The following is a 17,655-nucleotide window of genomic DNA, read 5'->3' as shown; positions in this document are numbered from 1 at the left end:
ACTGGCCGTCCTCGCAGGCCAGACCGGTGGCCGAGGGAGGCCGCCGGAGGGCGGGGAAGCCGGCCTTGCGGATCAGCCCTCGTACGGCAGCAGTTCGGCGCGCTTGGGGGCCCGCCCGTCGCCCGAGGAGCGGCCGGTCAGCCGCCTGCCGATCCACGGTCCGAGGTGCTGGCGGGCGAACCGCACATCCGAGGTGCGGCGGGCCAGCCACCCGACGGGCACCGCGGGCGGCAGGGGCGCGTTCCAGTCCTCCTCCGGCTCGAGGCCGAGCGCCTGCCATACGGCCTCGGCGACCCGCCGGTGGCCCTCGGCGTTGAGATGCAGCCGGTCCTCGTGCCACATCCGGGGGTCCCCGACGGCCTCGGACGCGTACAGGTCCACGACGGTCGCGTCATGCCGCGCGCCCAGCTCGTCGATGAACGCGAACAGCCGCTCCATCCGGGGCAGGAACCGCTCCAGCACCGGTCCGCGCCGCCCCGGGCTGCGCATCAGCACCAGCCGCTTGCAGCTGGGCGCCAGCCGCTCGACGGCCTCCTCCAGCAGTCCGCACACCCGGTCCACGTCGCACTTCGGCCGCAGCACATCGTTCAGCCCGCCGACCAGGGTCACCAGGTCGGCGCCCATGGCCGCCGCCGGGCCCGTCTGCTCCTCGACGATCTGCCCGATGAGCTTGCCGCGTACGGCGAGGTTGGCGTAGCGGAACCCGGGGGCGCGGGCCGCGAGCCGCCCGGCGAGCAGATCCGCCCAGCCCCGGTAGGTGCCGTCGGGGAGCGCGTCCGACATTCCCTCGGTGAAGGAGTCGCCGAGCGCGACAAAGCTGCTGTAGGTGATGTTCGTCTGCATGGCTCGGGCGATTCTATCGGGGTGCGTGGGCTGCGTGGACCGCCGAGCGCGAGCATGATGAGCCGCATGGCGATGACCCACATCTACTTCGAGGGCGGGGCGCGGAACGGGACGACCGCCAGCTGGAATGTGGAGCCCGGCGCGGACATCTACGACGACAACATCTTCCGGCCACCCGAGCTGTACCGGCGGACGAACCGCACCAAGGTCATCGGCCGGGTCGAGTACGTGATCTTCCGCTACGACCCGATGGGCACCCGGCCCGGTCCGGGTCCCGGGTCGGGCCCCGGCCCCGGTTCCGGCCCCGGGCCCGCCCCCGGCCCCCGCCGCTGAGCCTCGCGCGGCCGTCCGGCCGGGGGCCGCCGTTGGACCGGTTGGACCGCCCGGGGTTCCCCGCGCCGCGCGGCGGGGCAGTCTGGTCGGCGTGGATGCCTTCGAATGCGACCGTACGACCATGGCCATCGTCGCCGCCGCGCTCGCCGACGACGGGGAGGGCGCCGCCGCCCTCCTGGAGCCGCTCGACACCCGCGATGTGTGCCGGGTCGCGGTGCGGCTGGCCGCGATGGCCGCCCATGCGCTGGTGGCGGTGGCCGAGGAGGGCGGCGGCGGCCGGGAGGAGGCGCTGGCCCACTGGCAGGCGTGCATCATCGCCCATGAGTCCAGACAGACCGAGGAATGACCGGCCACGGGCGGGCGCGGGCGCTCAGGCGACCAGCTCGCGCAGGACGTCCTCCATGGTCACCAGCCCCTCCAGCCGTCCGTCCGCGGCGATGACCGCCGCGAGATGCGTACGGCTGTCGCGCATCGCGGTGAGCACGTCGTCCAGCGGCGTGAGCGACCGCACCCGGGGGATCGGGCGCAGCTGATCGGGGCGGAACGGCACCTCCCGGGGCCGTGCGTCCAGCGCGTCCTTCACATGCAGATAGCCCAGGATCCGCCCGGAGTCGTCCACCACCGGGAACCGGGAGAAGCCGGTCCGCGCCGACAGCCGCTCCAGCTCGTCGGGGGTCACCCCGAGCCGCGCCCTGACCACCCGGTCCATGGGCAGCACCACGTCCCGCACCCGCCGCCGGCCCAGCTCCAGCGCGTCCCGCAGCCGCTCGGTGGCGCGGTCGTCCAGCAGCCCGGCCTCGCTGGAGTCCGAGACCATCCGGGCCAGCTCATCGTCGGAGAAGGTGGCCGCGACCTCGCCCTTGGGCTCCACGCGCAACAGCTTCAGCACCCCGTTCGCCAGGGCGTTCACCCCGAAGATCACCGGGCGCAGGGCGCGGGCGAGGGCGACCAGGGGCGGGCCGAGCAGCAGTACGGTGCGCACCGGCTCGGCCAGCGCCACGTTCTTCGGCACCATCTCGCCGAAGAGCATGTGCAGATACGTGGCCAGGGTCAGCGCGATCACGAACGAGATGGGGTGGACAAGACCCAGCGGCAGACCCACCACATGGAACAAGGGCTCCAGCAGATGCGCGATGGCCGGTTCCGCCACGGCGCCCAGCACCAGCGTGCACAGGGTGATCCCGAGCTGGGCCGCGGCCAGCAGCGCGGAGAGGTGCTCCAGGCCCCACAGCACGGCCCGGGCCCGCCGGTCGCCCTGCTGGGCATGTGGTTCGATCTGGCTGCGGCGCACCGAGATCAGGGCGAACTCCGCGCCCACGAAGAAGGCGTTGAAGACCAGCGTCAGCAGGCCGATCAGCAGTTGGAGAGCGGTCATCGGCCCGTCGCCCCCTCGGCCCCGTGCATCCCGCCGGCCCCGTCGCCCCCGGCCCCGTCGCCCCCGGCGCCGCGCAGCGGCGCCCGCAGCCGGACCCGGGCCGCCCGGTGGCTGGTCACCTTCCGCACCTCCACCGACCAGCCCGCCGGCTCGACGGTGTCGCCGACGGCCGGGATCCGGCCCAGCTCGGTGGCGATCAGCCCGGCCAGCGTCTCGTACGGGCCCGGGGGCACCCGCATCCCGATGCGCTCCAGCTGGTCGACGCGGGCCGCGCCGTCCGCGTCGTACAGCATATGGCCCTCCGCGTCCCGGCCCATCGGGATCAGCTGGGCGGTCTCATGCGGATCGTGCTCGTCGCGGACCTCGCCGACCACCTCCTCGACGATGTCCTCCAGGGTGACGACCCCGGCCGTACCGCCGTACTCGTCGATCACCACGGCCATGCTGCGCTGGGCCGAGAGCCGGTCCAGCAGCCGGTCCACGGTGAGCGACTCGGGGACGAGTACCGGTTCGCGCATCAGCTCGGACACCGGGCGGCGGGGCCGCTCCTCGGCGGGGACCGCCAGGACGTCCTTGATGTGCACGATGCCGACGACGGTGTCCAGACTGCCCCGGTAGACGGGGAAGCGGGACAGCCCGGTGGCGCGGGTCGCGTTGGCCACGTCCTCGGCGGTGGCCCGTACGTCCAGCGCCACCACCCGCACCCTCGGGGTCATCACGTTCTCCGCGGTGAGCCCGGCGAGGTTGAGGGTGCGGACGAACAGCTCGGCGGTGCCCTTCTCCAGCGCGCCCTCCTTGGCCGAGTGCCGGGCGAGGGCGATCAGCTCCTGCGGACCGCGCGCGGAGGCCAGCTCCTCGGCGGGCTCCAGGCCCATCCGGCGCACGGTGCGGTTGGCGGTGTTGTTGAGATGGCTGATCAGCGGGCGGAAGACGGAGCTGAAGACGCGCTGCGGGGTGGCCACGGCCTTGGCGACCGGCAGCGGCCGGGAGATCGCCCAGTTCTTGGGCACCAGCTCGCCGACGACCATCAGCACGACGGTCGACAGGAAGGTGCCGAGCACCAGCGCGGTCGAGTGGACGGCCGACGGGGGCACGCCGATCGCGGTGAGCGGCCCGGCCAGCAGGGCCGCGACGGACGGTTCGGCCAGCATGCCGACGACCAGATTGGTCACGGTGATGCCGAGCTGCGCGCCGGAGAGCTGGTAGGTGAGGCTCCGCACGGCCCTCAGCGCCCCGGCCGCGCCGCGCTCCCGGCGACCGGCCGCGCGTTCCAGCTCGCCGCGCTCGACCGTGGTCAGCGAGAACTCCGCCGCGACGAAGGCGCCACAGGCCACCGCCAGGAGGAGCGCCACGGCCAGGAGGAGGACTTCGGTCATCGGTTCACCTCTGTCCCATGCTAGGGGCCGCCGGGGTCAGGGGCGCAGCGGCTTGACCCAGCGGCTCCACTGCGGCTGCGGCGCATAGCCCGCCGCGCTCCACGCGTGATGGGCGAGCTCGTTCTCGTTGAGCACCATCGCGTCCCCGCGCCGTCCGCCCAGGGCCGCGAACCGCTCCTCGGCCGCCGCCAGGAGGGCCGTCGCCACGCCGCGGCGGCGGTGCCCGGGGTGGACGGCCAGCCGGTACAGATGGCAGCGCCAGCCGTCGAAACCGGCGATCACGGTCCCGGCGAGCGCACCGTCCCGCTCGGCCAGCAGCAGCGACTCCGGGTCGCGGTCGAGCAGCCGGGCCACCCCGGCCCGGTCGTCGCTGATGCTGGTGCCCTCGGCCGCCTCCTTCCAGAAGGTGAGCACGGTGTCGAGGTCGGCGGGGGCCGCGGCCCGTATCCGGAGATCGTCCATGGCCGTATCCCACCATCGGGCGGGCCGCGGCGTCGACGGGATTCCGCCGGGTCAGCCGCCGTGCAGCTCCTCGATCACCGGGGCGAACGCCTCCATGTTGTGCTCCAGCACGGTGAAGTACGAGAAGCCGAACCGCTCGCGGTGGGCGCGCAGCTGCTCGGCCATCTCCTTGGCGTCGCCCAGCAGCAGCGCCGGGTGCGCCAGCAGCTGGTCCTCGGTGAGGTCCGGTGCGTACGGGGCCAGCTCACGCGCCTTGGCGCTCCGGTCGTCGGTGGGGCCGACCATCTGGATGAGGTAGTTCAGCTCGATGGTGTCATCGCTCCCCTCGGACCCCTTCGTCCTCCCCGCTTCGGCGGCGAAGCGGCGGAAGGCGGCGATCCGGCCCTCCAGCGCCTCGGGGCTGATCAGCTGGAGGGTGCCCTGGGGCTTTCCGGCGGGCTGCACCGCGCCGGTGAAGGCCGCGATGTCCGCGTGGCGCGCGGCCAGCCGCAGCAGCCGGTCGCCGTTGCCGCCGAGCAGCAGCGGCGGGCGCGGGGACTGGGTGGACCGCGGCCGGTGCTCGGAATCGGTCAGCAGCCGCTCCAACTCGGCCACGGTGTGCACCAGATGGTCCACCCGCTCCCGTGGCGAACCGAACGGCAGCCCGGCGCTGTCGTGCTCGGCCTTGACATAGCCGGCGCCCAGGCCGAGCTCCAGCCGGCCGTCGGTGAGCGCGTCGCAGGTGGCCACCTCCCGGGCGAGCAGCGCGGGGTTCCAGAAGCCGGCGTTGAGCACGAAGGTGCCCAGCCGGGGGCGCTCGGTCGCCTCGGCGGCGGTGGCCAGTGCCGGGAACGGGGCGGGGTTGCCGAGGTGGTCGGGGACCAGCAGCACGTCGTAGCCGAGTCGCTCGGCATGGCGGCACTTCTCCCGCCATGCCTCGGCCGATTCAAGGGTGAGCAGATTGACTCCGAAACGGAACGGCCTTGCCATGAGCCCTCCTTGATCGCGGATACCGCGAACGTATCCGAGATCGGCCCCGTTCGGGACCACTCACCCTCGTTCGGCGGCCCGGCCGATCCGGCCCGAGGCCGGGGGATCAGTTGAGCGGATCGGGGTCGGGGGCGGTGGTGGCCGCGAAGATGTGCATCCGCTCCAGCACCGACTCGGCCGTGGGCCGGTCCATCCGGTCCACGATCCGGCCGTCGGCGAGGAAGAGCACCAGATCGGAGTGGGCGGCCGCGGTCGGGTCGTGGGTGACCATGACGACCGTCTGGCCCAGTTCGTCCACGGCCTCCCGCAGGAAGCGCAGCACCTCGAGCCCCGCCTGTGAGTCCAGGTTGCCGGTGGGCTCGTCCGCGAAGATCAGCTCCGGGCGGGAGGCGAGCGCCCGCGCGCACGCCACCCGCTGCTGCTGTCCGCCGGACAGCTGGGCGGGCCGGTGCCGCAGCCGGTCCCGCAGCCCGAGGGTGTCGATGACCCGGTCCACCCACTCCCGGTCGGGCTTGTGGCCCGCGATGTCCATGGGCAGGGTGATGTTCTCGGCCGCGTTGAGCGTGGGCAGCAGATTGAACGACTGGAACATAAAGCCGATCCGGTCGCGGCGGAGCTGGGTCAGCTCCTTGTCGCCCAGGCCGGTGATCTCGGTGTCGCCCAGCCAGGCCCGGCCCGACGAGACCGTGTCGAGACCCGCCAGACAGTGCATCAGGGTGGACTTCCCGGAGCCGGACGGGCCCATCACCGCGGTGAACCTGCCCCGTTCGATCTCCACGTCCACCGCGTCCAGCGCGAGCACGGCCGTCTCGCCGCTGCCGTACGCCTTGGTCAGGGACCGGGCCCGGGCCGCCACATGGGCGCCGCCGTCCGCGAACCCGTCCGTTTTCGTTGCCGCCGGTGTGGACACGATGCCTCCCCGTATCGGAACGTCGTGCCCTCGATGGTAGGGACCCGGCCGCCGGTACGCCCGCCCGCGGACACGGGCGTACGGGATTGCGAACGCCGAAGGGGAGGCGAATCAGGGGCCGGAGGGCGCGGACGGGCGGCGGGCGGCGCCGAGCACGCACGGGGACGTCGGCAGCGTCGGGCCCCGGTCGGGGATGCGCAGCCGGCGGTGGCCGAGCGGCTCGAAGCCCGCGGCCGCGATCTCCGACCGCACCTCGCGCGCCGTATGGCAGCCGCCGAACATCAGCGGCCACACCGTGCGGTCCAGCGCCCGCTGGGTCGTCGCCAGGACCCGGCCCTCGGCCCGGCCGTGCTCGAGGAAGCGCAGCTCACCGCCGGGCCGCAGCACCCGCAGCAGCTCGGCGAGCGCGCGCCGCACATCGCGCACCGAACACAGCACCAGACAGGCCACCGCCGCGTCGAACCCCTCGCTCTTGACCGGCAGCGCCTCGGCGACGCCCGGCACCACGTCCACCGGCACCCCGGCGCGCAGCCCCGCCCGGGCGGCCAGCCGCCGCAGATGGCGCTCGGGCTCGATGGCGACGACCTCGGAGACGGTCTCGGGGTAGTGCGGGAAGTTCAGCCCGTTGCCCGCGCCGATCTCGATGACCCGGCCGGAGAGCCCGGCCAGCAGCTCGCCGCGCAGCTCGCCAAGACCGGCCCGCTCGTCGGCCAGCGGGCTCAGTCTGGCGTAGGCGCGGGCGAAGAGCGGGTGGTGGACGGCGTCACGCGGGGGTGTGCGACGGCATACGGGCATGAGAGCTCCCCCTTGTCCCAGGTGCGGACGGTTTGTCCCGGCCGTGTTCCAGGGATGGACGATGACCGGTACCGGGATTCTGCCCAGCCGGGGGGTGCCGCTACGCGGCCGGCCGCGCCGGGTCCCAGGTGCCGTCCAGCCGGGGCGCCAGCCAACCGGGGGCCTGGGCGCGGAATTCGGCGGGCGGCAGGGCGGGGGCGCCCTGGGGGATGGCGCCCAGCAGCGGGACGCCGGAGGACTCCGGCAGATCGGCCACATTGCAGCGGGAGGCGAGATCCGCGGCGGCGGGCCAGCTGCCGATGACCACACCGGGACACTCCAGCCCGCGGGCGCGCAGCGCCTCGGTGGTCAGGGCGGTCGCGTTGAGCGTGCCGAGACCGGCGTGGGCGACGACCAGGACGGGCGCGCCGAGCAGCCGGGCCGCGTCGGCGAGCGTCGCCCCCGTCTCGTCGAACCGTACGAGCAGCCCGCCCGCGCCCTCGACCAGCACCAGATCGTGCTCGGTGGCCAGCTTCTCGGCCGCGTCGGCCACCTCGTGCGGCCGCACCGGCGGCAGTCCGGCGCGGCGGGCGGCGGTGGCGGGGGCCAGCGGCTCGGGGTAGCGGGCGAGTTCGAGCAGGGTCACCGCCCCGGCGAGGCGGCCCACCTCCGCGGCATCGCCCGGTTCGCCCTCCGCGACACCGGTCTGGGCGGGTTTGAGCACCGCCACCGAGCGGCCGCGCGCGAGCGCCGCGGCGGCGACGGCCGCCGTGCTGACGGTCTTTCCGATCTCCGTGCCCGTACCCGTGACGACCAGGACTGACATCTGCGTTTCCGTTGCCTTTCGCTTTCGTTCGTGCCCCGGGGCATGTCTCAGGGCGTGTCCCGGGGCGCGCCTCGGTCTGCCCCGGTCTGTCCCGGTCCGTTCCCGCGTCAGACGGCCGTGGCCGCTGTCGCGGCCGCCCGGACCGCCGCGCAGATCCGGGCCAGATCGTGGTCCCCGGTGATGTACGGCGGCATGGTGTACAGCAGATCGCGGAACGGGCGCAGCCACACGCCCTCGCGCACCGCGGCCCGCGTCGCCGCCGCCATCGCCGCGTCGTCCATCGGACGGTCCAGCTGGACGACGCCGATCGCGCCGAGCACCCGTACGTCCCGGACGCCCGGCCCGGCGGCCGCCTCCGCGAGACCGTCCCGCAGCCCGGTCTCTATCCGCTTGACCTCCTGCCGCCAGTCGTAGGAGAGCAGCAGGTCGATCGAGGCGCAGGCCACGGCCGTGGCCAGTGGATTGCCCATGAAGGTCGGGCCGTGGGCGAGCACCGGCACCTCGCCGCGCGAGATGCCCTCCGCCACCCGCGGGGTGCACAGCGTGGCGGCGAGGGTCAGATAACCCCCGGTCAGCGCCTTGCCCAGACACATCACATCCGGACACACCCCCGCGTGCTCGGCCGCGAAGAGCGCGCCCGAACGGCCGAAGCCGGTGGCGATCTCGTCGAACACCAGCAGCACGTCGTGCTCGTCGCACGCCTCGCGCAGCACCCGCAGCAGCGCGGGGGAGTGGAAGCGCATTCCGCCCGCGCCCTGTACCACCGGTTCCACGATCACCGCGGCCAGCTCATCGGCGTGACGGGCCACCAGCTCACGGATGTGGCGCTCGTACGCCGGGTCGGGGTCCGCGTCGAAGCCGGGCGGCGGCGCGTCCGCGAAGATCTGCTCGGGCAGCACACCGGACCACAGCCGGTGCATGCCGCCCTCCGGATCGCACACCGCCATCGGCTGCCAGGTGTCGCCGTGGTAGCCGCCGCGCCAGGTCAGCAGCCGCCGCTTGGCGGGGCGGCCCAGGGAGCGCCAGTACTGGAGGCACATCTTCACCGCGACCTCGACCGACACCGAACCGGAGTCGGCGAGGAAGACGTGTTGGAGCGGTTCGGGCGTGATCTCCACCAGCCGGGTGGCCAGCCGGACGGCGGGCTCATGGGTGAGCCCGCCGAACATCACATGGCTCATCCGGTCCAGCTGACCGCGCGCGGCGTCGTTGAGCGCCGGGTGGTTGTAGCCGTGGATGGCGGACCACCACGACGACATCCCGTCCACCAGCTCGCGGACGCCCTCCACCGGCTCGGCCAGCCGCAGCCGGACCCCGGCCGCGGACTCCACGACCAGCGGGTCCTGGCGGCCGGGCATCGGGCCGTACGGATGCCAGACGTGCTGCCGGTCCAGCTCCCGCAGCTCGGCCGGGGTCAGCGGCTCAGGCATTGGGCGGCAGGTCCGTGCCCGCGCCGCGGCGGCGCACCGCGACCAGGTCGGCGTGGGACTCCCGCGTGGCCGCGGCGGCGGAGACCGCGGCACCGGCCGCCGCCTGGGCGGGTACGGCATCGGCAGTGACCGCACCGGCAGGGACCGCGTCGGCGGGCGCCGCGTCACCGCACGGGCCGCAGCCGCCGCCCTCCGCGCCGTGGCCGCCGCAGCCGGAACCGGCCGCGGCGAGTGCGTCCGCGCGGTGCGCGGGCAGCGTCGTCGTATCGGTGCCCTCCACCTCGAAGCCCGCGTCGGCGATCATCGCGAGATCGTCCTTGCCCGACTGGCCCTCGGTGGTCAGATAGTCGCCGAGGAAGATCGAGTTCGCCAGGTTCAGGGCCAGCGGCTGGAGCGTCCGCAGATGGATCTCGCGGCCGCCCGCCAGCCGCACCTCGACGTCCGGGCAGACGAACCGCACCATGGCCAGGATCCGCAGACAGCGCTGCGGGGTGAGGTTCCAGTCCCCGGCCAGCGGGGTGCCCTCGATCGGGATGAGGAAGTTGACCGGCACCGAGTCCGGGTCCAGCTCGCGCAGCGAGAAGACCACGTCCACCAGGTCCTCGTCCGACTCGCCCATGCCCGCGATCAGCCCGGAGCAGGCGGACATCCCCGCCGCCTGGGCCTGCTGCACCGTCGAGACCCGGTCGGCGTAGGTGTGGGTGGTGGTGATGTCGCCGTACGTCGCCTCCGAGGTGTTGAGGTTGTGGTTGTACGCGTTCGCCCCCGCGTCCTTCAGCCGCTCCGCCTGGCCGTCGGACAGCAGCCCCAGACAGGCGCAGATCTCGACGTCCTGGTGCTCCTCCTTGATGGCGGCGATGGTCTGGGAGACCCGGTCCACATCGCGGTCGGTCGGGCCGCGTCCGCTGGCGACCAGGCACACCCGCTTGGCGCCGCCCGCCACCCCGGCGCCCGCCGCGGCGGCCGCCTGCTCCGGCTTGAGCCAGGTGTACTTGAGGATCCCGGACTTCGAGCCCAGCCGCTGCGAGCAGTACGAGCAGTCCTCTGGGCACAGCCCCGACTTGAGGTTCACCAGATAGTTGAGCTTCACCCGCCGCCCGAACCAGGCGCGGCGCACCTTGCCCGCCGCGGCCACCACATCGAGCAGCTCGTCATCGGAGGTCGCCAGAACGGCGAGCGCCTCTTCGCGGGTGGGCGTCTCGCGCCGCAGCCCCTTCTCCACCAGCGTGTTCAGCAGGTCCATGGCGACGATCCTTTCCTACCCCACCGCCCGCGGCCAAGGAGAGACCGTACAAGACGCGCTGATCGGGGTGTGTGTATTGCCACACCATGACCGGGCATGGACGAGGCTACGTTCTATCCGGACCCGACAGTCGGTGCCCGAGACGAGGCCACGGAAGGCGAGGCAGCCGATGCCCCAGGACCGCGAGGACGCGTTCGCATGGATCGACGCGCAGCGGGAGCGGCGCGACCGGGCGGGGCTGGTGCGCCGGCTCAGCCCCCGCCCGGCCGACTCCCCGCTGCTCGACCTGGCGAGCAACGACTATCTCGGGCTGGCCCGGCACCCGGAGGTGACGGCCGCCGCGGCCGCGGCGGCGCACCGCTGGGGCGCGGGGTCGACCGGCTCGCGCCTGGTCACCGGCTCCACCGAGCTGCACACCACGCTGGAGCGGGAGCTCGCCGGGTTCTGCGGCTTCGAGGCGGCCCTGGTGTTCTCCTCCGGTTACGCGGCCAATCTGGCCGCCGTCTCCGCGCTGAGCGGCCGGGACGCCCTGGTCGTCTCCGACGCGGACAACCACGCCTCGCTCATCGACGGCTGCCGGCTCTCCCGCGCCGAGATCGCCGTCGTCCCGCACGCCGACCCGGACGCCGTACGCAAGGCGCTGGACGCGGACGAGGGGGACCAAGCGGACGCGGGGGAGGCGCGGCGGCGCGCCCTCGTCGTCAGCGACGCGGTCTTCTCCGTCGACGGCGACGCCGCCCCGCTGGCCGCCCTCGCCGCTGTCGCCCGGCGTTACGGCGCGGCGCTGGTGGTGGACGAGGCGCACGGCCTGGGGGTACTCGGCGAGGGCGGGCGCGGCGCGGTGCACGGGGCCGGGCTCGCGGGCGCGCCGGACGTGGTGGTCACGGCCACCCTCTCCAAGTCGCTGGGCAGCCAGGGCGGGGCGGTGCTGGGGCCCGCCCGGGTCATCGAGCACCTGGTGAACTCCGCACGGACGTTCATCTTCGACACCGGGCTCAACCCGGCGGCCGTGGGCGCCGCCCTGGCGAGCCTGCGGCTGCTGCGCCGGGAGCCGGAGCGCGCCGCCCGCGTCCGTACGGTCGCCATGGGTCTTTACGGGCGGCTGACCGCCGCCGGGCTGGCCGCGGTGCGGCCGGACGCGTCGGTGGTGTCGGTGCGGGCTCCGTCGCCGGAGCAGGCGGTGCGCTGGGCCGCGGACTGCCGCGCGGCCGGGCTGATGGTGGGGTGCTTCCGCCCGCCGTCCGTCCCGGACGGCGTCTCCCGGCTGCGGCTCACCGCGCGCGGGGATCTGACGGAGGAGCAGATCGAGGAGGCGGCCGACGTGATCGTGAGGACCGCGCCGACCGCCTGATGGCTCACTGACGGGAGGGTGAGCGGATCAGCTCACCGGCGGAAGGGATACTTCACTCACGGATCAGCTTCCGGTTCCGGTCGAGCGGGAGATGCCGGAGCCGGGGCCGTCGCCCTTGAGTCCCTCGAGGAAGGAGACCCAGGTCGACGGGGTGAACAGCAGGACGGGGCCCGCCGTGTTCTTCGAATCGCGCACGCCGAGCCGGTCGGGCCCCAGCAGGGCCGTCTCGACGCAGTTGTTCATTCCGACGCTGTAGCTGCTGCGCAGCCAGTCGACGGAGTTGGCGGACATTTTGGACATGGTGCCCCCTCAGGCGCCGCCCCCGATTTTGTTGATGAAGGACAACGATTCCTCAGGTGTCAGGGCGTGTGCGCGCAGCACTTCGAACGCGGCGCTGTACGCCCGGAGGTCTTCTTTCCGCTCCAGATAGAGGCTACTCGTCAAGTGGTCGAGAACTACTACGTCCAGGTCACTAATGTGCGGAAAAGAGAAAATAATGAAAGGACCTGTCATACCAATGGGCATTCCGATAGAGAATGGCAGCACCTGTAGCTGCACCTGAGGCAATGCGCAGAGTTCGGCCAGATGGCGCAATTGCGCCGTCATCACTCCGGGCCCGCCCACCTCGCGCCGCAGCGCCGCCTCGTCGAGCACCGCGTGCAGCCGCAGCGGCCGCTCGCCGTGCAGCACCGACTGGCGCGCGATCCGCACCTCGACCAGCGAGTCCACCTGGGGCCCCGGCAGATCCGGGAGCGCCGCGAGGGTCACCGCCCGGGCGTAGTCCGGGGTCTGCAACAGACCCGGCACCACCGTGGTCTCCAGCGTGTACGCGTCCGACGCCTCCGCCTCCAGGCTGATGAAGTCCCGATAGGCGGGCGGCAGCAGATCGCGGTACGCGTACCACCAGCCGCGCCGCGACCCCTCCGGATCCGAGGCGCCCCCGCGGCACAGCGCCTCCAGCAGGGCGCGCAGCTCCGGGTCGGCGACCTGGTAGACCTCCAGCAGCCGCGCCACATCCGAGGGCTTGGCGCCGCTCCGCCCGGTCTCGATCCGGCTCACCTTCGACTGGTGCCAGCCCAGCCGGTTGGCGACCTCACCGCTGGTGAGCCCGGCCAGATCGCGCTGGCGGCGCAGTTCCGCACCGAGCTTGCGGCGACGCACCGCCGGGCCGTATCGCATCAGTTCTCCCTCCCGTCTTCCTATTGGCGCGTCACCCACAGCGCGTGTCGCACCAGTGGCCCAGTGTGCCTTCCAAATCCGGTCTTCCGTAGCAGAGTTCACCGCTTTGGGCGACAGATATATGCATAACTCGGTGGATCGCCCCCGTTGGAGAGGCCATTGGTGGCAGTCTGACGCGTAGAGCCGTCGGGGCAGCCCACGACTTCACCGGCTTCGCAAGTCCACCCTCGAAACGCGTCCGCAGCCGCGCCCCGGCCGGAAAGGGACAGGCCGTCATGGCAGACCATCAGGAAGCATCCGTCACTCTGCCGAGCGCACCGGCGTCGGTTCCCGCGGCACGCGCCTATGTCACGGACGTGCTCGCCGAATGGGGGCTCGGGGCGGGAGCGGAGGCCGCCGACACCGTGCGGCTGATCGTCTCCGAGCTCGCCACCAACGCCGTGGAGCACACCGTGGGCCAGTCGCCCACCTTCACCGTGGACCTACGGCTCGACCGCGAGCAGCGGCTGGAGATCGGGGTCACCGACAGCCATCCGAAATGGCCCAGGTGGCTGCCGCTGGCCACCCAGCAGGACAGCGGGCGCGGAATGGTCATCGTCCGCTGTCTGGCCGCGGAGTCGGGCGGCGAGGTGTTCGTCACCCCGACCGCGGACGGCGGCAAGACCGTCTGGATCGCCCTGCCGTGGACCGTCCCCGTCCGCTGAACGGCTGGACCGCCCCGGTCCGCCCGAACCGTTCACAGCACGCGCTGGGCCCGCCCCTCCGAGACCCGCGCCTCGGCCAGCTGGCGGATCCGGGTGTAGACCCGCCCGGCGGCCGGGCCGATCAGATAGTGCGGCATATCGCCGCGCTCGATCACCCCGTACCGGCTCGTGCCCATCAGATATGAGGAATACAGGATCAGCCCGCTCGGCCCGCGCATATCGATGGTGAGCGCCGAGAAGCCGGGAAACTCCTCCGTCTGATAGACCCGCAGACCGTCGGCCTCCGCCCCGTAGCGCTCCTTGAAACGGCCGAACCGCTCCAGCGAATCCTTGATCTTCCGCGTCATGTCCTCCTGGTACTGGCGGGAGAGCGTGGCCGCCGCGTCCGAGGACGGGTCCAGCAGATAGCAGTGGTAGGCGCCGCCCCGGCGCAGCAGCCCGAGGACCGCGTCGCGGAAGCGGGCCGGACGCTCGGTGGTGACCAGCCGGCCGGAGGTGGTGCGCAGCGCCGTCCCCATGTCCAGGACCTCCTCGGCCGCCGCGTCCAGCAGCCGCGCCTTCTCCTGCGGGCTCGGCCGCTCCGGATACGCCTGCACCTGGGCGCCGTCCGCGAGCCCCCGGCCCGCCAGCCACGCCTTGGCCGCTCCGTCCGGGCCGCCGTCGCCCGCCATCAGATAGACGTCCTTGCCCTCATGGCTTCCCACATGGGCGAACAGCTCCGCGTACGGCCCCGCGGTGCGGTACACATCCTCCGAGACCGCCAGGCAGTCCGGCGGAGTCGCCTTCTCCAGATGCGCGGCCAGATTGATGTCGGGGGAGTGGATGGTGCCGGTCCGGCCCTCGCCGGTGTGCCGTATCGCCCCCTTGTGCAGCGCCATCCGCACATGCAGCTCGCCGTCCACCCCCGCCTGGGCGAACTCGTCCCGCAGATGGCGCAGATCGAGGGTGAGAAAGGTGCGGGCCGCCTCCAGCGCGACATCGCGGGCCACGCTCTCGCGGTCGTCGTGGACCGCGAAGAAGCCCCCGTCGCCGCGCCAGCTCCATAAGTCGCCGCGGGCGCAGCGGTGCTGGGCCGAGAACTGCTCGATCCGCGCGCGCATCCGCTCGCGCAGCAGATCGAAGGCGTGGGCGGCGCGGTCCCTGGGGTTCGAGCGGACGATCGTCGAATACCCGGCGGTGTCGACGAAGAGCAGATACACCTGGTCGTAGGTGTGGTCCGGCTGGAAGGGCTCGCTCATGACGGCACCACACCGCGCTCGACGGCGCTGCGCTCCACGCAGAACTCATTGCCCTCGAGGTCGGACATCACCACCCACCCCAGCCCGTCCTCCGTGCGCCGGTCGTCCACCACCCGCGCGCCGAGCCCGGTCAGCCGCTCCACCTCGGCGTCCCGGGTGCCCGACGGGGGCTGGATGTCCAGGTGCACGCGGTTCTTGACGGTCTTGGCGTCCGGGACCCGCAGGAACAGCAGCCCCGGCACCCCGGGCTGCCCCGGACTGATCAGTGCCCATTCGCCGTCCGGATCGGAGTCCTCCAGGGGGTAGCCGGTCAGCCGGGACCAGAACCGCGCGAGGGTGTGCGGATCACGGGCGTCGAAGGTGATGTGCCGGACCGGGTTGAGATACGCCATGCGAAGCCTCCGGTGGTCGACGGGGCCGGTCCACAGCGGTGTCCCGGCCCCGTCAACCTACCCACGGCCACTGACGCCTACGGCGGGTCAGCGCACATGTCCGTACCAGACCTTCTTGGTCCAGATCCGCTCCAGCCGCACCACCTGGCCGGTCTTGGGGGCATGCCACAGGCGCCCGCCGCCCGCGTACACCCCGACGTGGTACACCCCGCCGCCGGAGTGGAAGAAGACCAGGTCACCGCCCTTGCGGGCGGCGGCCTTGATATGGCGGGTCCGGTTGTACTGGGCGGCCGCGGTGCGTGGCAGCCGCTTCCCGGCCCGCTTGTAGGCGTACTGCGTCAGCCCGGAGCAGTCGAAGCGCTTCGGCCCCGCCGCGCCGTACTTGTACGGTGCGCCCTTCTTGGCGGCCGCGATCCGCAGCGCCTTGGCGGCGACGGTCGCGGCCTCGGCCTCCGGTGGACAGCCCGGCGTCGCCACGGTGCCGCCCACGGCGGCGACGGTGAGGGCGGAGACGGCGCTCGCTCGGGAGAACATCCTGGGGATACGTATGTGTGCAGACATCACACGAAACCCTTCGTGAGCCGACCCCGCCCCGGTGCGGTGGCGGGGTCCTGTCGTCTCCAGGGATGGTCACGCAGACGCGCGCCGGTTCCGACTCGAGAGGGCGCGGTGTGACGGTGGTCACGGCAGGGCCGTTCGGGTGGTGCCGACCGTCCCGCCATCCGTCCATGACCTGCCCGAACGGCCGTGCTGCGGCGTGGTGGGGCGGGCGGTGGGACGGAACCGGGGTGCCGCGCGGCGCAAGCCGATCCCGCCCGGAGCACCGGAATCCGGCTCCGCCGTTCGGGCGACGGCCTTGCGCGACGGCGACAGCCCCCGCGGCCCTGACCAGCCCGCGTCAGGCCCGCAGCGACGGTGGCAGCGTGACGCGCTCCGCGCGCCGCTCCCCGTCCAGCACCCGCAGCGCCCGGGCCAGGGTCGCGGTGTGCAGCTCGCTCTCCCCGCGCTCATGCATCAGCGTCAGCGCGTCCCGCAGCGCGGTGGCCTTCCCCACCAGCGCCTGGGCGGCCCGCAGACTGCCGTAGGTGTCACGGCCGCGGGCCGGATTGATCCGGCCCAGCAGATCGACCACCTCCAGATAGCCGTCGATCACGTTCCCCTCCGCGCGGGTGAGCGCGGGCAGCGGGGGCAGCTCCGGTGGCAGCACCGCGCTCACCTCGTCCGCGGCGGCGGGCCCGGCCGCTTACGGCTCTGGGTGACCTCGTCCACCAGCCCGTAGTCCTTCGCGCCCTCGGCGTCGAAGATCTTGTCGCGGTCGATATCGGCCCGGATCCGCTCGGCGCTCCGGCCGGTGTGCCGCACCAGCATCTCCTCGAGCATCTCCTGGGTGCGCCGCAGCTCATTGGCCTGGATCTCCAGATCCGAGGTGGTGCCCTCGACCGGCTCGCTGAACGCGGCCTGGTGGATGAGGATCCGCGCGCCCGGCAGGGCCAGGCGCTTGCCCGGGGTGCCGGCGGCCAGCAGCACGGCGGCCGCCGAGGCGGCCTGGCCCAGGCAGACCGTCTCGATGTCGCAGGAGACGAAGTGCATGGTGTCGTAGACCGCCGTCATGGCCCCGAACGAGCCGCCGGGCGAGTTGATGTAGAGCGAGATGTCCTGGTCGGGCGCGGCGTGCTCGAGATGGATCAGCTGCGCGATCACATCGTTGGCGGCGGTGTCGTCGATCGGGGTGCCGAGGAAGACGATGCGCTCGGAGAGCAGCTTGGAGTACGGGTCCATGGTGTGCGTCCCCGAGCTGGTGCGCTCGGTGAGCTCGGGCAGGACATAGCGCGCGGTCGGTCGTTCCATCGCGTCACCTCTCGGCGTCGTCGTCGGCGGTGTCATTGGCTCCGTAAAAAATGTACAGGATGTACATCCCGATATGATGGGAGCATGGCTTACGAGATTCCGGTGACGCAAGCCCGTGCAGAGCTCGCGGAGCTGATCAACCGCGTGGTGTACGGCGGCGAGAGGGTGGTCGTCACGCGCCACGGGAAGCCGCTTGTCGCCCTGGTGTCCGCCGCGGACCTGCGGCGACTCGAGGAGATCGAGACGGGCGGGGAGGAGCAGGTGATCAGCACCGTGTCCTCGATGCGCCCCACCTCGTCCGCTCCGGGCGAACGGCGGCGCTTCGGCATCGCGGCGGAACACCGCGGCCCGGACGCCGGGGATCGGCGTCCGGGCCGCGAGGAGTGACGGACGGAACCGGAC

General features: G+C 72.9%; 22 protein-coding genes. 5 read left to right on the top strand and 17 right to left on the bottom strand.

Annotated features, from left to right (window positions below; genetic code table 11):
- Nucleotides 1–72: 72 nt before the first annotated feature.
- Entirely contained in the window at nucleotides 73–843 is a 771-nt protein-coding gene (locus tag ACT2CW_RS07475; RefSeq protein ID WP_182469415.1) for an SGNH/GDSL hydrolase family protein, read from the bottom strand.
- A 66-nt stretch (nucleotides 844–909) separates the two neighbouring features.
- Here ACT2CW_RS07475 and ACT2CW_RS07470 point away from each other — a divergent pair, with 66 nt between their 5' ends.
- Nucleotides 910–1,176: a hypothetical protein gene (locus ACT2CW_RS07470; protein WP_445515973.1), complete on the top strand. Its 267-nt coding sequence runs from the start codon at nucleotides 910–912 to the stop codon at nucleotides 1,174–1,176.
- Nucleotides 1,177–1,267: 91 nt separating this feature from the next.
- Complete coding sequence (locus ACT2CW_RS07465) at nucleotides 1,268–1,522, top strand: hypothetical protein (protein WP_375792343.1); 255 nt, start codon at nucleotides 1,268–1,270, stop codon at nucleotides 1,520–1,522.
- A gap of 24 nt (nucleotides 1,523–1,546) precedes the next feature.
- Here the strand turns inward: ACT2CW_RS07465 and ACT2CW_RS07460 are convergent, their stop codons facing one another.
- From ACT2CW_RS07460 to bioB, 9 genes are all read right to left on the bottom strand, one after another.
- Nucleotides 1,547–2,551 carry a hemolysin family protein gene (locus tag ACT2CW_RS07460; RefSeq protein WP_445515972.1) on the bottom strand — a complete coding sequence of 335 codons (1,005 nt, stop codon included), beginning with the start codon at nucleotides 2,549–2,551 and terminating at the stop codon, nucleotides 1,547–1,549.
- Nucleotides 2,548–3,927: a hemolysin family protein gene (locus tag ACT2CW_RS07455; RefSeq protein WP_445515971.1), complete on the bottom strand. Its 1,380-nt coding sequence runs from the start codon at nucleotides 3,925–3,927 to the stop codon at nucleotides 2,548–2,550. Before ACT2CW_RS07455 ends, ACT2CW_RS07460 begins: the two co-directional genes overlap by 4 nt.
- Before the next feature lie 36 nt (nucleotides 3,928–3,963).
- Nucleotides 3,964–4,389 carry a GNAT family N-acetyltransferase gene (locus ACT2CW_RS07450; protein ID WP_164435068.1) on the bottom strand — a complete coding sequence of 142 codons (426 nt, stop codon included), beginning with the start codon at nucleotides 4,387–4,389 and terminating at the stop codon, nucleotides 3,964–3,966.
- Nucleotides 4,390–4,440: 51 nt separating this feature from the next.
- A complete protein-coding gene (locus ACT2CW_RS07445) occupies nucleotides 4,441–5,358 on the bottom strand; it encodes an LLM class F420-dependent oxidoreductase (RefSeq protein WP_445515970.1) in 918 nt (305 codons plus the stop codon).
- Between the two features lie 106 nt (nucleotides 5,359–5,464).
- On the bottom strand, nucleotides 5,465–6,268 hold the full coding sequence (locus tag ACT2CW_RS07440) for an ABC transporter ATP-binding protein (RefSeq protein ID WP_445515969.1): 804 nt from the start codon (nucleotides 6,266–6,268) through the stop codon (nucleotides 5,465–5,467).
- Between the two features lie 111 nt (nucleotides 6,269–6,379).
- On the bottom strand, nucleotides 6,380–7,063 hold the full coding sequence (locus ACT2CW_RS07435) for a class I SAM-dependent methyltransferase (RefSeq protein ID WP_445515968.1): 684 nt from the start codon (nucleotides 7,061–7,063) through the stop codon (nucleotides 6,380–6,382).
- Between the two features lie 100 nt (nucleotides 7,064–7,163).
- Nucleotides 7,164–7,868, bottom strand: a complete 705-nt coding sequence (gene bioD / locus ACT2CW_RS07430) for a dethiobiotin synthase (protein WP_445515967.1) — start codon at nucleotides 7,866–7,868, stop codon at nucleotides 7,164–7,166.
- A gap of 107 nt (nucleotides 7,869–7,975) precedes the next feature.
- The gene (locus ACT2CW_RS07425) at nucleotides 7,976–9,298 is read right to left on the bottom strand and encodes an adenosylmethionine--8-amino-7-oxononanoate transaminase (RefSeq protein WP_037959910.1); all 1,323 of its coding nucleotides are present in this window, start codon (nucleotides 9,296–9,298) and stop codon (nucleotides 7,976–7,978) included.
- Nucleotides 9,291–10,541, bottom strand: a complete 1,251-nt coding sequence (bioB, locus tag ACT2CW_RS07420; RefSeq protein WP_445515966.1) for a biotin synthase BioB — start codon at nucleotides 10,539–10,541, stop codon at nucleotides 9,291–9,293. Before bioB ends, ACT2CW_RS07425 begins: the two co-directional genes overlap by 8 nt.
- 169 nt (nucleotides 10,542–10,710) lie before the next feature.
- Here bioB and ACT2CW_RS07415 point away from each other — a divergent pair, with 169 nt between their 5' ends.
- Nucleotides 10,711–11,892, top strand: coding sequence for an 8-amino-7-oxononanoate synthase (locus ACT2CW_RS07415; RefSeq protein ID WP_445515965.1), 1,182 nt, complete (start codon nucleotides 10,711–10,713; stop codon nucleotides 11,890–11,892).
- A 63-nt stretch (nucleotides 11,893–11,955) separates the two neighbouring features.
- Here ACT2CW_RS07415 and ACT2CW_RS07410 read toward each other — a convergent pair whose 3' ends face one another.
- Nucleotides 11,956–12,183: a DUF397 domain-containing protein gene (locus tag ACT2CW_RS07410; protein ID WP_371106040.1), complete on the bottom strand. Its 228-nt coding sequence runs from the start codon at nucleotides 12,181–12,183 to the stop codon at nucleotides 11,956–11,958.
- Between the two features lie 18 nt (nucleotides 12,184–12,201).
- A complete protein-coding gene (locus tag ACT2CW_RS07405) occupies nucleotides 12,202–13,071 on the bottom strand; it encodes a helix-turn-helix domain-containing protein (RefSeq protein WP_037959922.1) in 870 nt (289 codons plus the stop codon).
- 275 nt (nucleotides 13,072–13,346) lie between these two features.
- Between ACT2CW_RS07405 and ACT2CW_RS07400 the strand changes: the two genes are divergently transcribed.
- On the top strand, nucleotides 13,347–13,775 hold the full coding sequence (locus ACT2CW_RS07400; protein WP_037959925.1) for an ATP-binding protein: 429 nt from the start codon (nucleotides 13,347–13,349) through the stop codon (nucleotides 13,773–13,775).
- A 32-nt stretch (nucleotides 13,776–13,807) separates the two neighbouring features.
- On the opposite strand, the gene ACT2CW_RS07395 is transcribed toward ACT2CW_RS07400, so the two are convergent.
- From ACT2CW_RS07395 to ACT2CW_RS07375, 5 genes are all read right to left on the bottom strand, one after another.
- A complete protein-coding gene (locus ACT2CW_RS07395) occupies nucleotides 13,808–15,013 on the bottom strand; it encodes a hypothetical protein (RefSeq protein ID WP_445515964.1) in 1,206 nt (401 codons plus the stop codon).
- Entirely contained in the window at nucleotides 15,010–15,405 is a 396-nt protein-coding gene (locus tag ACT2CW_RS07390) for a VOC family protein (protein WP_164435084.1), read from the bottom strand. Before ACT2CW_RS07390 ends, ACT2CW_RS07395 begins: the two co-directional genes overlap by 4 nt.
- 87 nt (nucleotides 15,406–15,492) lie before the next feature.
- A complete protein-coding gene (locus tag ACT2CW_RS07385; RefSeq protein ID WP_138916274.1) occupies nucleotides 15,493–15,966 on the bottom strand; it encodes a C40 family peptidase in 474 nt (157 codons plus the stop codon).
- A 337-nt stretch (nucleotides 15,967–16,303) separates the two neighbouring features.
- Entirely contained in the window at nucleotides 16,304–16,612 is a 309-nt protein-coding gene (locus ACT2CW_RS07380) for a hypothetical protein (RefSeq protein ID WP_164435085.1), read from the bottom strand.
- Between the two features lie 5 nt (nucleotides 16,613–16,617).
- Nucleotides 16,618–17,253, bottom strand: a complete 636-nt coding sequence (locus tag ACT2CW_RS07375; RefSeq protein WP_164435087.1) for an ATP-dependent Clp protease proteolytic subunit — start codon at nucleotides 17,251–17,253, stop codon at nucleotides 16,618–16,620.
- 84 nt (nucleotides 17,254–17,337) lie between these two features.
- On the opposite strand from ACT2CW_RS07375, the gene ACT2CW_RS07370 reads away from it, so the two are divergent.
- Nucleotides 17,338–17,640 (top strand): type II toxin-antitoxin system Phd/YefM family antitoxin, encoded by a 303-nt coding sequence (locus tag ACT2CW_RS07370; RefSeq protein WP_138916272.1) that lies wholly within the window; start codon nucleotides 17,338–17,340, stop codon nucleotides 17,638–17,640.
- Nucleotides 17,641–17,655: the final 15 nt, after the last annotated feature.

It is taken from the genome of Streptomyces sp. NEAU-174, assembly GCF_052665095.1.
This window is presented reverse-complemented; position numbering and strand designations above follow the sequence as displayed.

Excerpts from the sequence above, each read along its gene's own strand:
- ACT2CW_RS07475 (WP_182469415.1), bottom strand. The coding sequence starts at position 843 with ATGCAGACGAACATCACCTACAGCAGCTTTGTCGCGCTCGGCGACTCC.
- ACT2CW_RS07470 (WP_445515973.1), top strand. The coding sequence starts at position 910 with ATGGCGATGACCCACATCTACTTCGAGGGCGGGGCGCGGAACGGGACG.
- ACT2CW_RS07460 (WP_445515972.1), bottom strand. The coding sequence starts at position 2,551 with ATGACCGCTCTCCAACTGCTGATCGGCCTGCTGACGCTGGTCTTCAAC.
- ACT2CW_RS07455 (WP_445515971.1), bottom strand. The coding sequence starts at position 3,927 with ATGACCGAAGTCCTCCTCCTGGCCGTGGCGCTCCTCCTGGCGGTGGCC.
- ACT2CW_RS07450 (WP_164435068.1), bottom strand. The coding sequence starts at position 4,389 with ATGGACGATCTCCGGATACGGGCCGCGGCCCCCGCCGACCTCGACACC.
- ACT2CW_RS07445 (WP_445515970.1), bottom strand. The coding sequence starts at position 5,358 with ATGGCAAGGCCGTTCCGTTTCGGAGTCAATCTGCTCACCCTTGAATCG.
- ACT2CW_RS07435 (WP_445515968.1), bottom strand. The coding sequence starts at position 7,063 with ATGCCCGTATGCCGTCGCACACCCCCGCGTGACGCCGTCCACCACCCG.
- bioD (WP_445515967.1), bottom strand. The coding sequence starts at position 7,868 with ATGTCAGTCCTGGTCGTCACGGGTACGGGCACGGAGATCGGAAAGACC.
- ACT2CW_RS07425 (WP_037959910.1), bottom strand. The coding sequence starts at position 9,298 with ATGCCTGAGCCGCTGACCCCGGCCGAGCTGCGGGAGCTGGACCGGCAG.
- bioB (WP_445515966.1), bottom strand. The coding sequence starts at position 10,541 with ATGGACCTGCTGAACACGCTGGTGGAGAAGGGGCTGCGGCGCGAGACG.
- ACT2CW_RS07415 (WP_445515965.1), top strand. The coding sequence starts at position 10,711 with ATGCCCCAGGACCGCGAGGACGCGTTCGCATGGATCGACGCGCAGCGG.
- ACT2CW_RS07410 (WP_371106040.1), bottom strand. The coding sequence starts at position 12,183 with ATGTCCGCCAACTCCGTCGACTGGCTGCGCAGCAGCTACAGCGTCGGA.
- ACT2CW_RS07405 (WP_037959922.1), bottom strand. The coding sequence starts at position 13,071 with ATGCGATACGGCCCGGCGGTGCGTCGCCGCAAGCTCGGTGCGGAACTG.
- ACT2CW_RS07400 (WP_037959925.1), top strand. The coding sequence starts at position 13,347 with ATGGCAGACCATCAGGAAGCATCCGTCACTCTGCCGAGCGCACCGGCG.
- ACT2CW_RS07395 (WP_445515964.1), bottom strand. The coding sequence starts at position 15,013 with ATGAGCGAGCCCTTCCAGCCGGACCACACCTACGACCAGGTGTATCTG.
- ACT2CW_RS07390 (WP_164435084.1), bottom strand. The coding sequence starts at position 15,405 with ATGGCGTATCTCAACCCGGTCCGGCACATCACCTTCGACGCCCGTGAT.
- ACT2CW_RS07385 (WP_138916274.1), bottom strand. The coding sequence starts at position 15,966 with ATGTCTGCACACATACGTATCCCCAGGATGTTCTCCCGAGCGAGCGCC.
- ACT2CW_RS07375 (WP_164435087.1), bottom strand. The coding sequence starts at position 17,253 with ATGGAACGACCGACCGCGCGCTATGTCCTGCCCGAGCTCACCGAGCGC.
- ACT2CW_RS07370 (WP_138916272.1), top strand. The coding sequence starts at position 17,338 with ATGGCTTACGAGATTCCGGTGACGCAAGCCCGTGCAGAGCTCGCGGAG.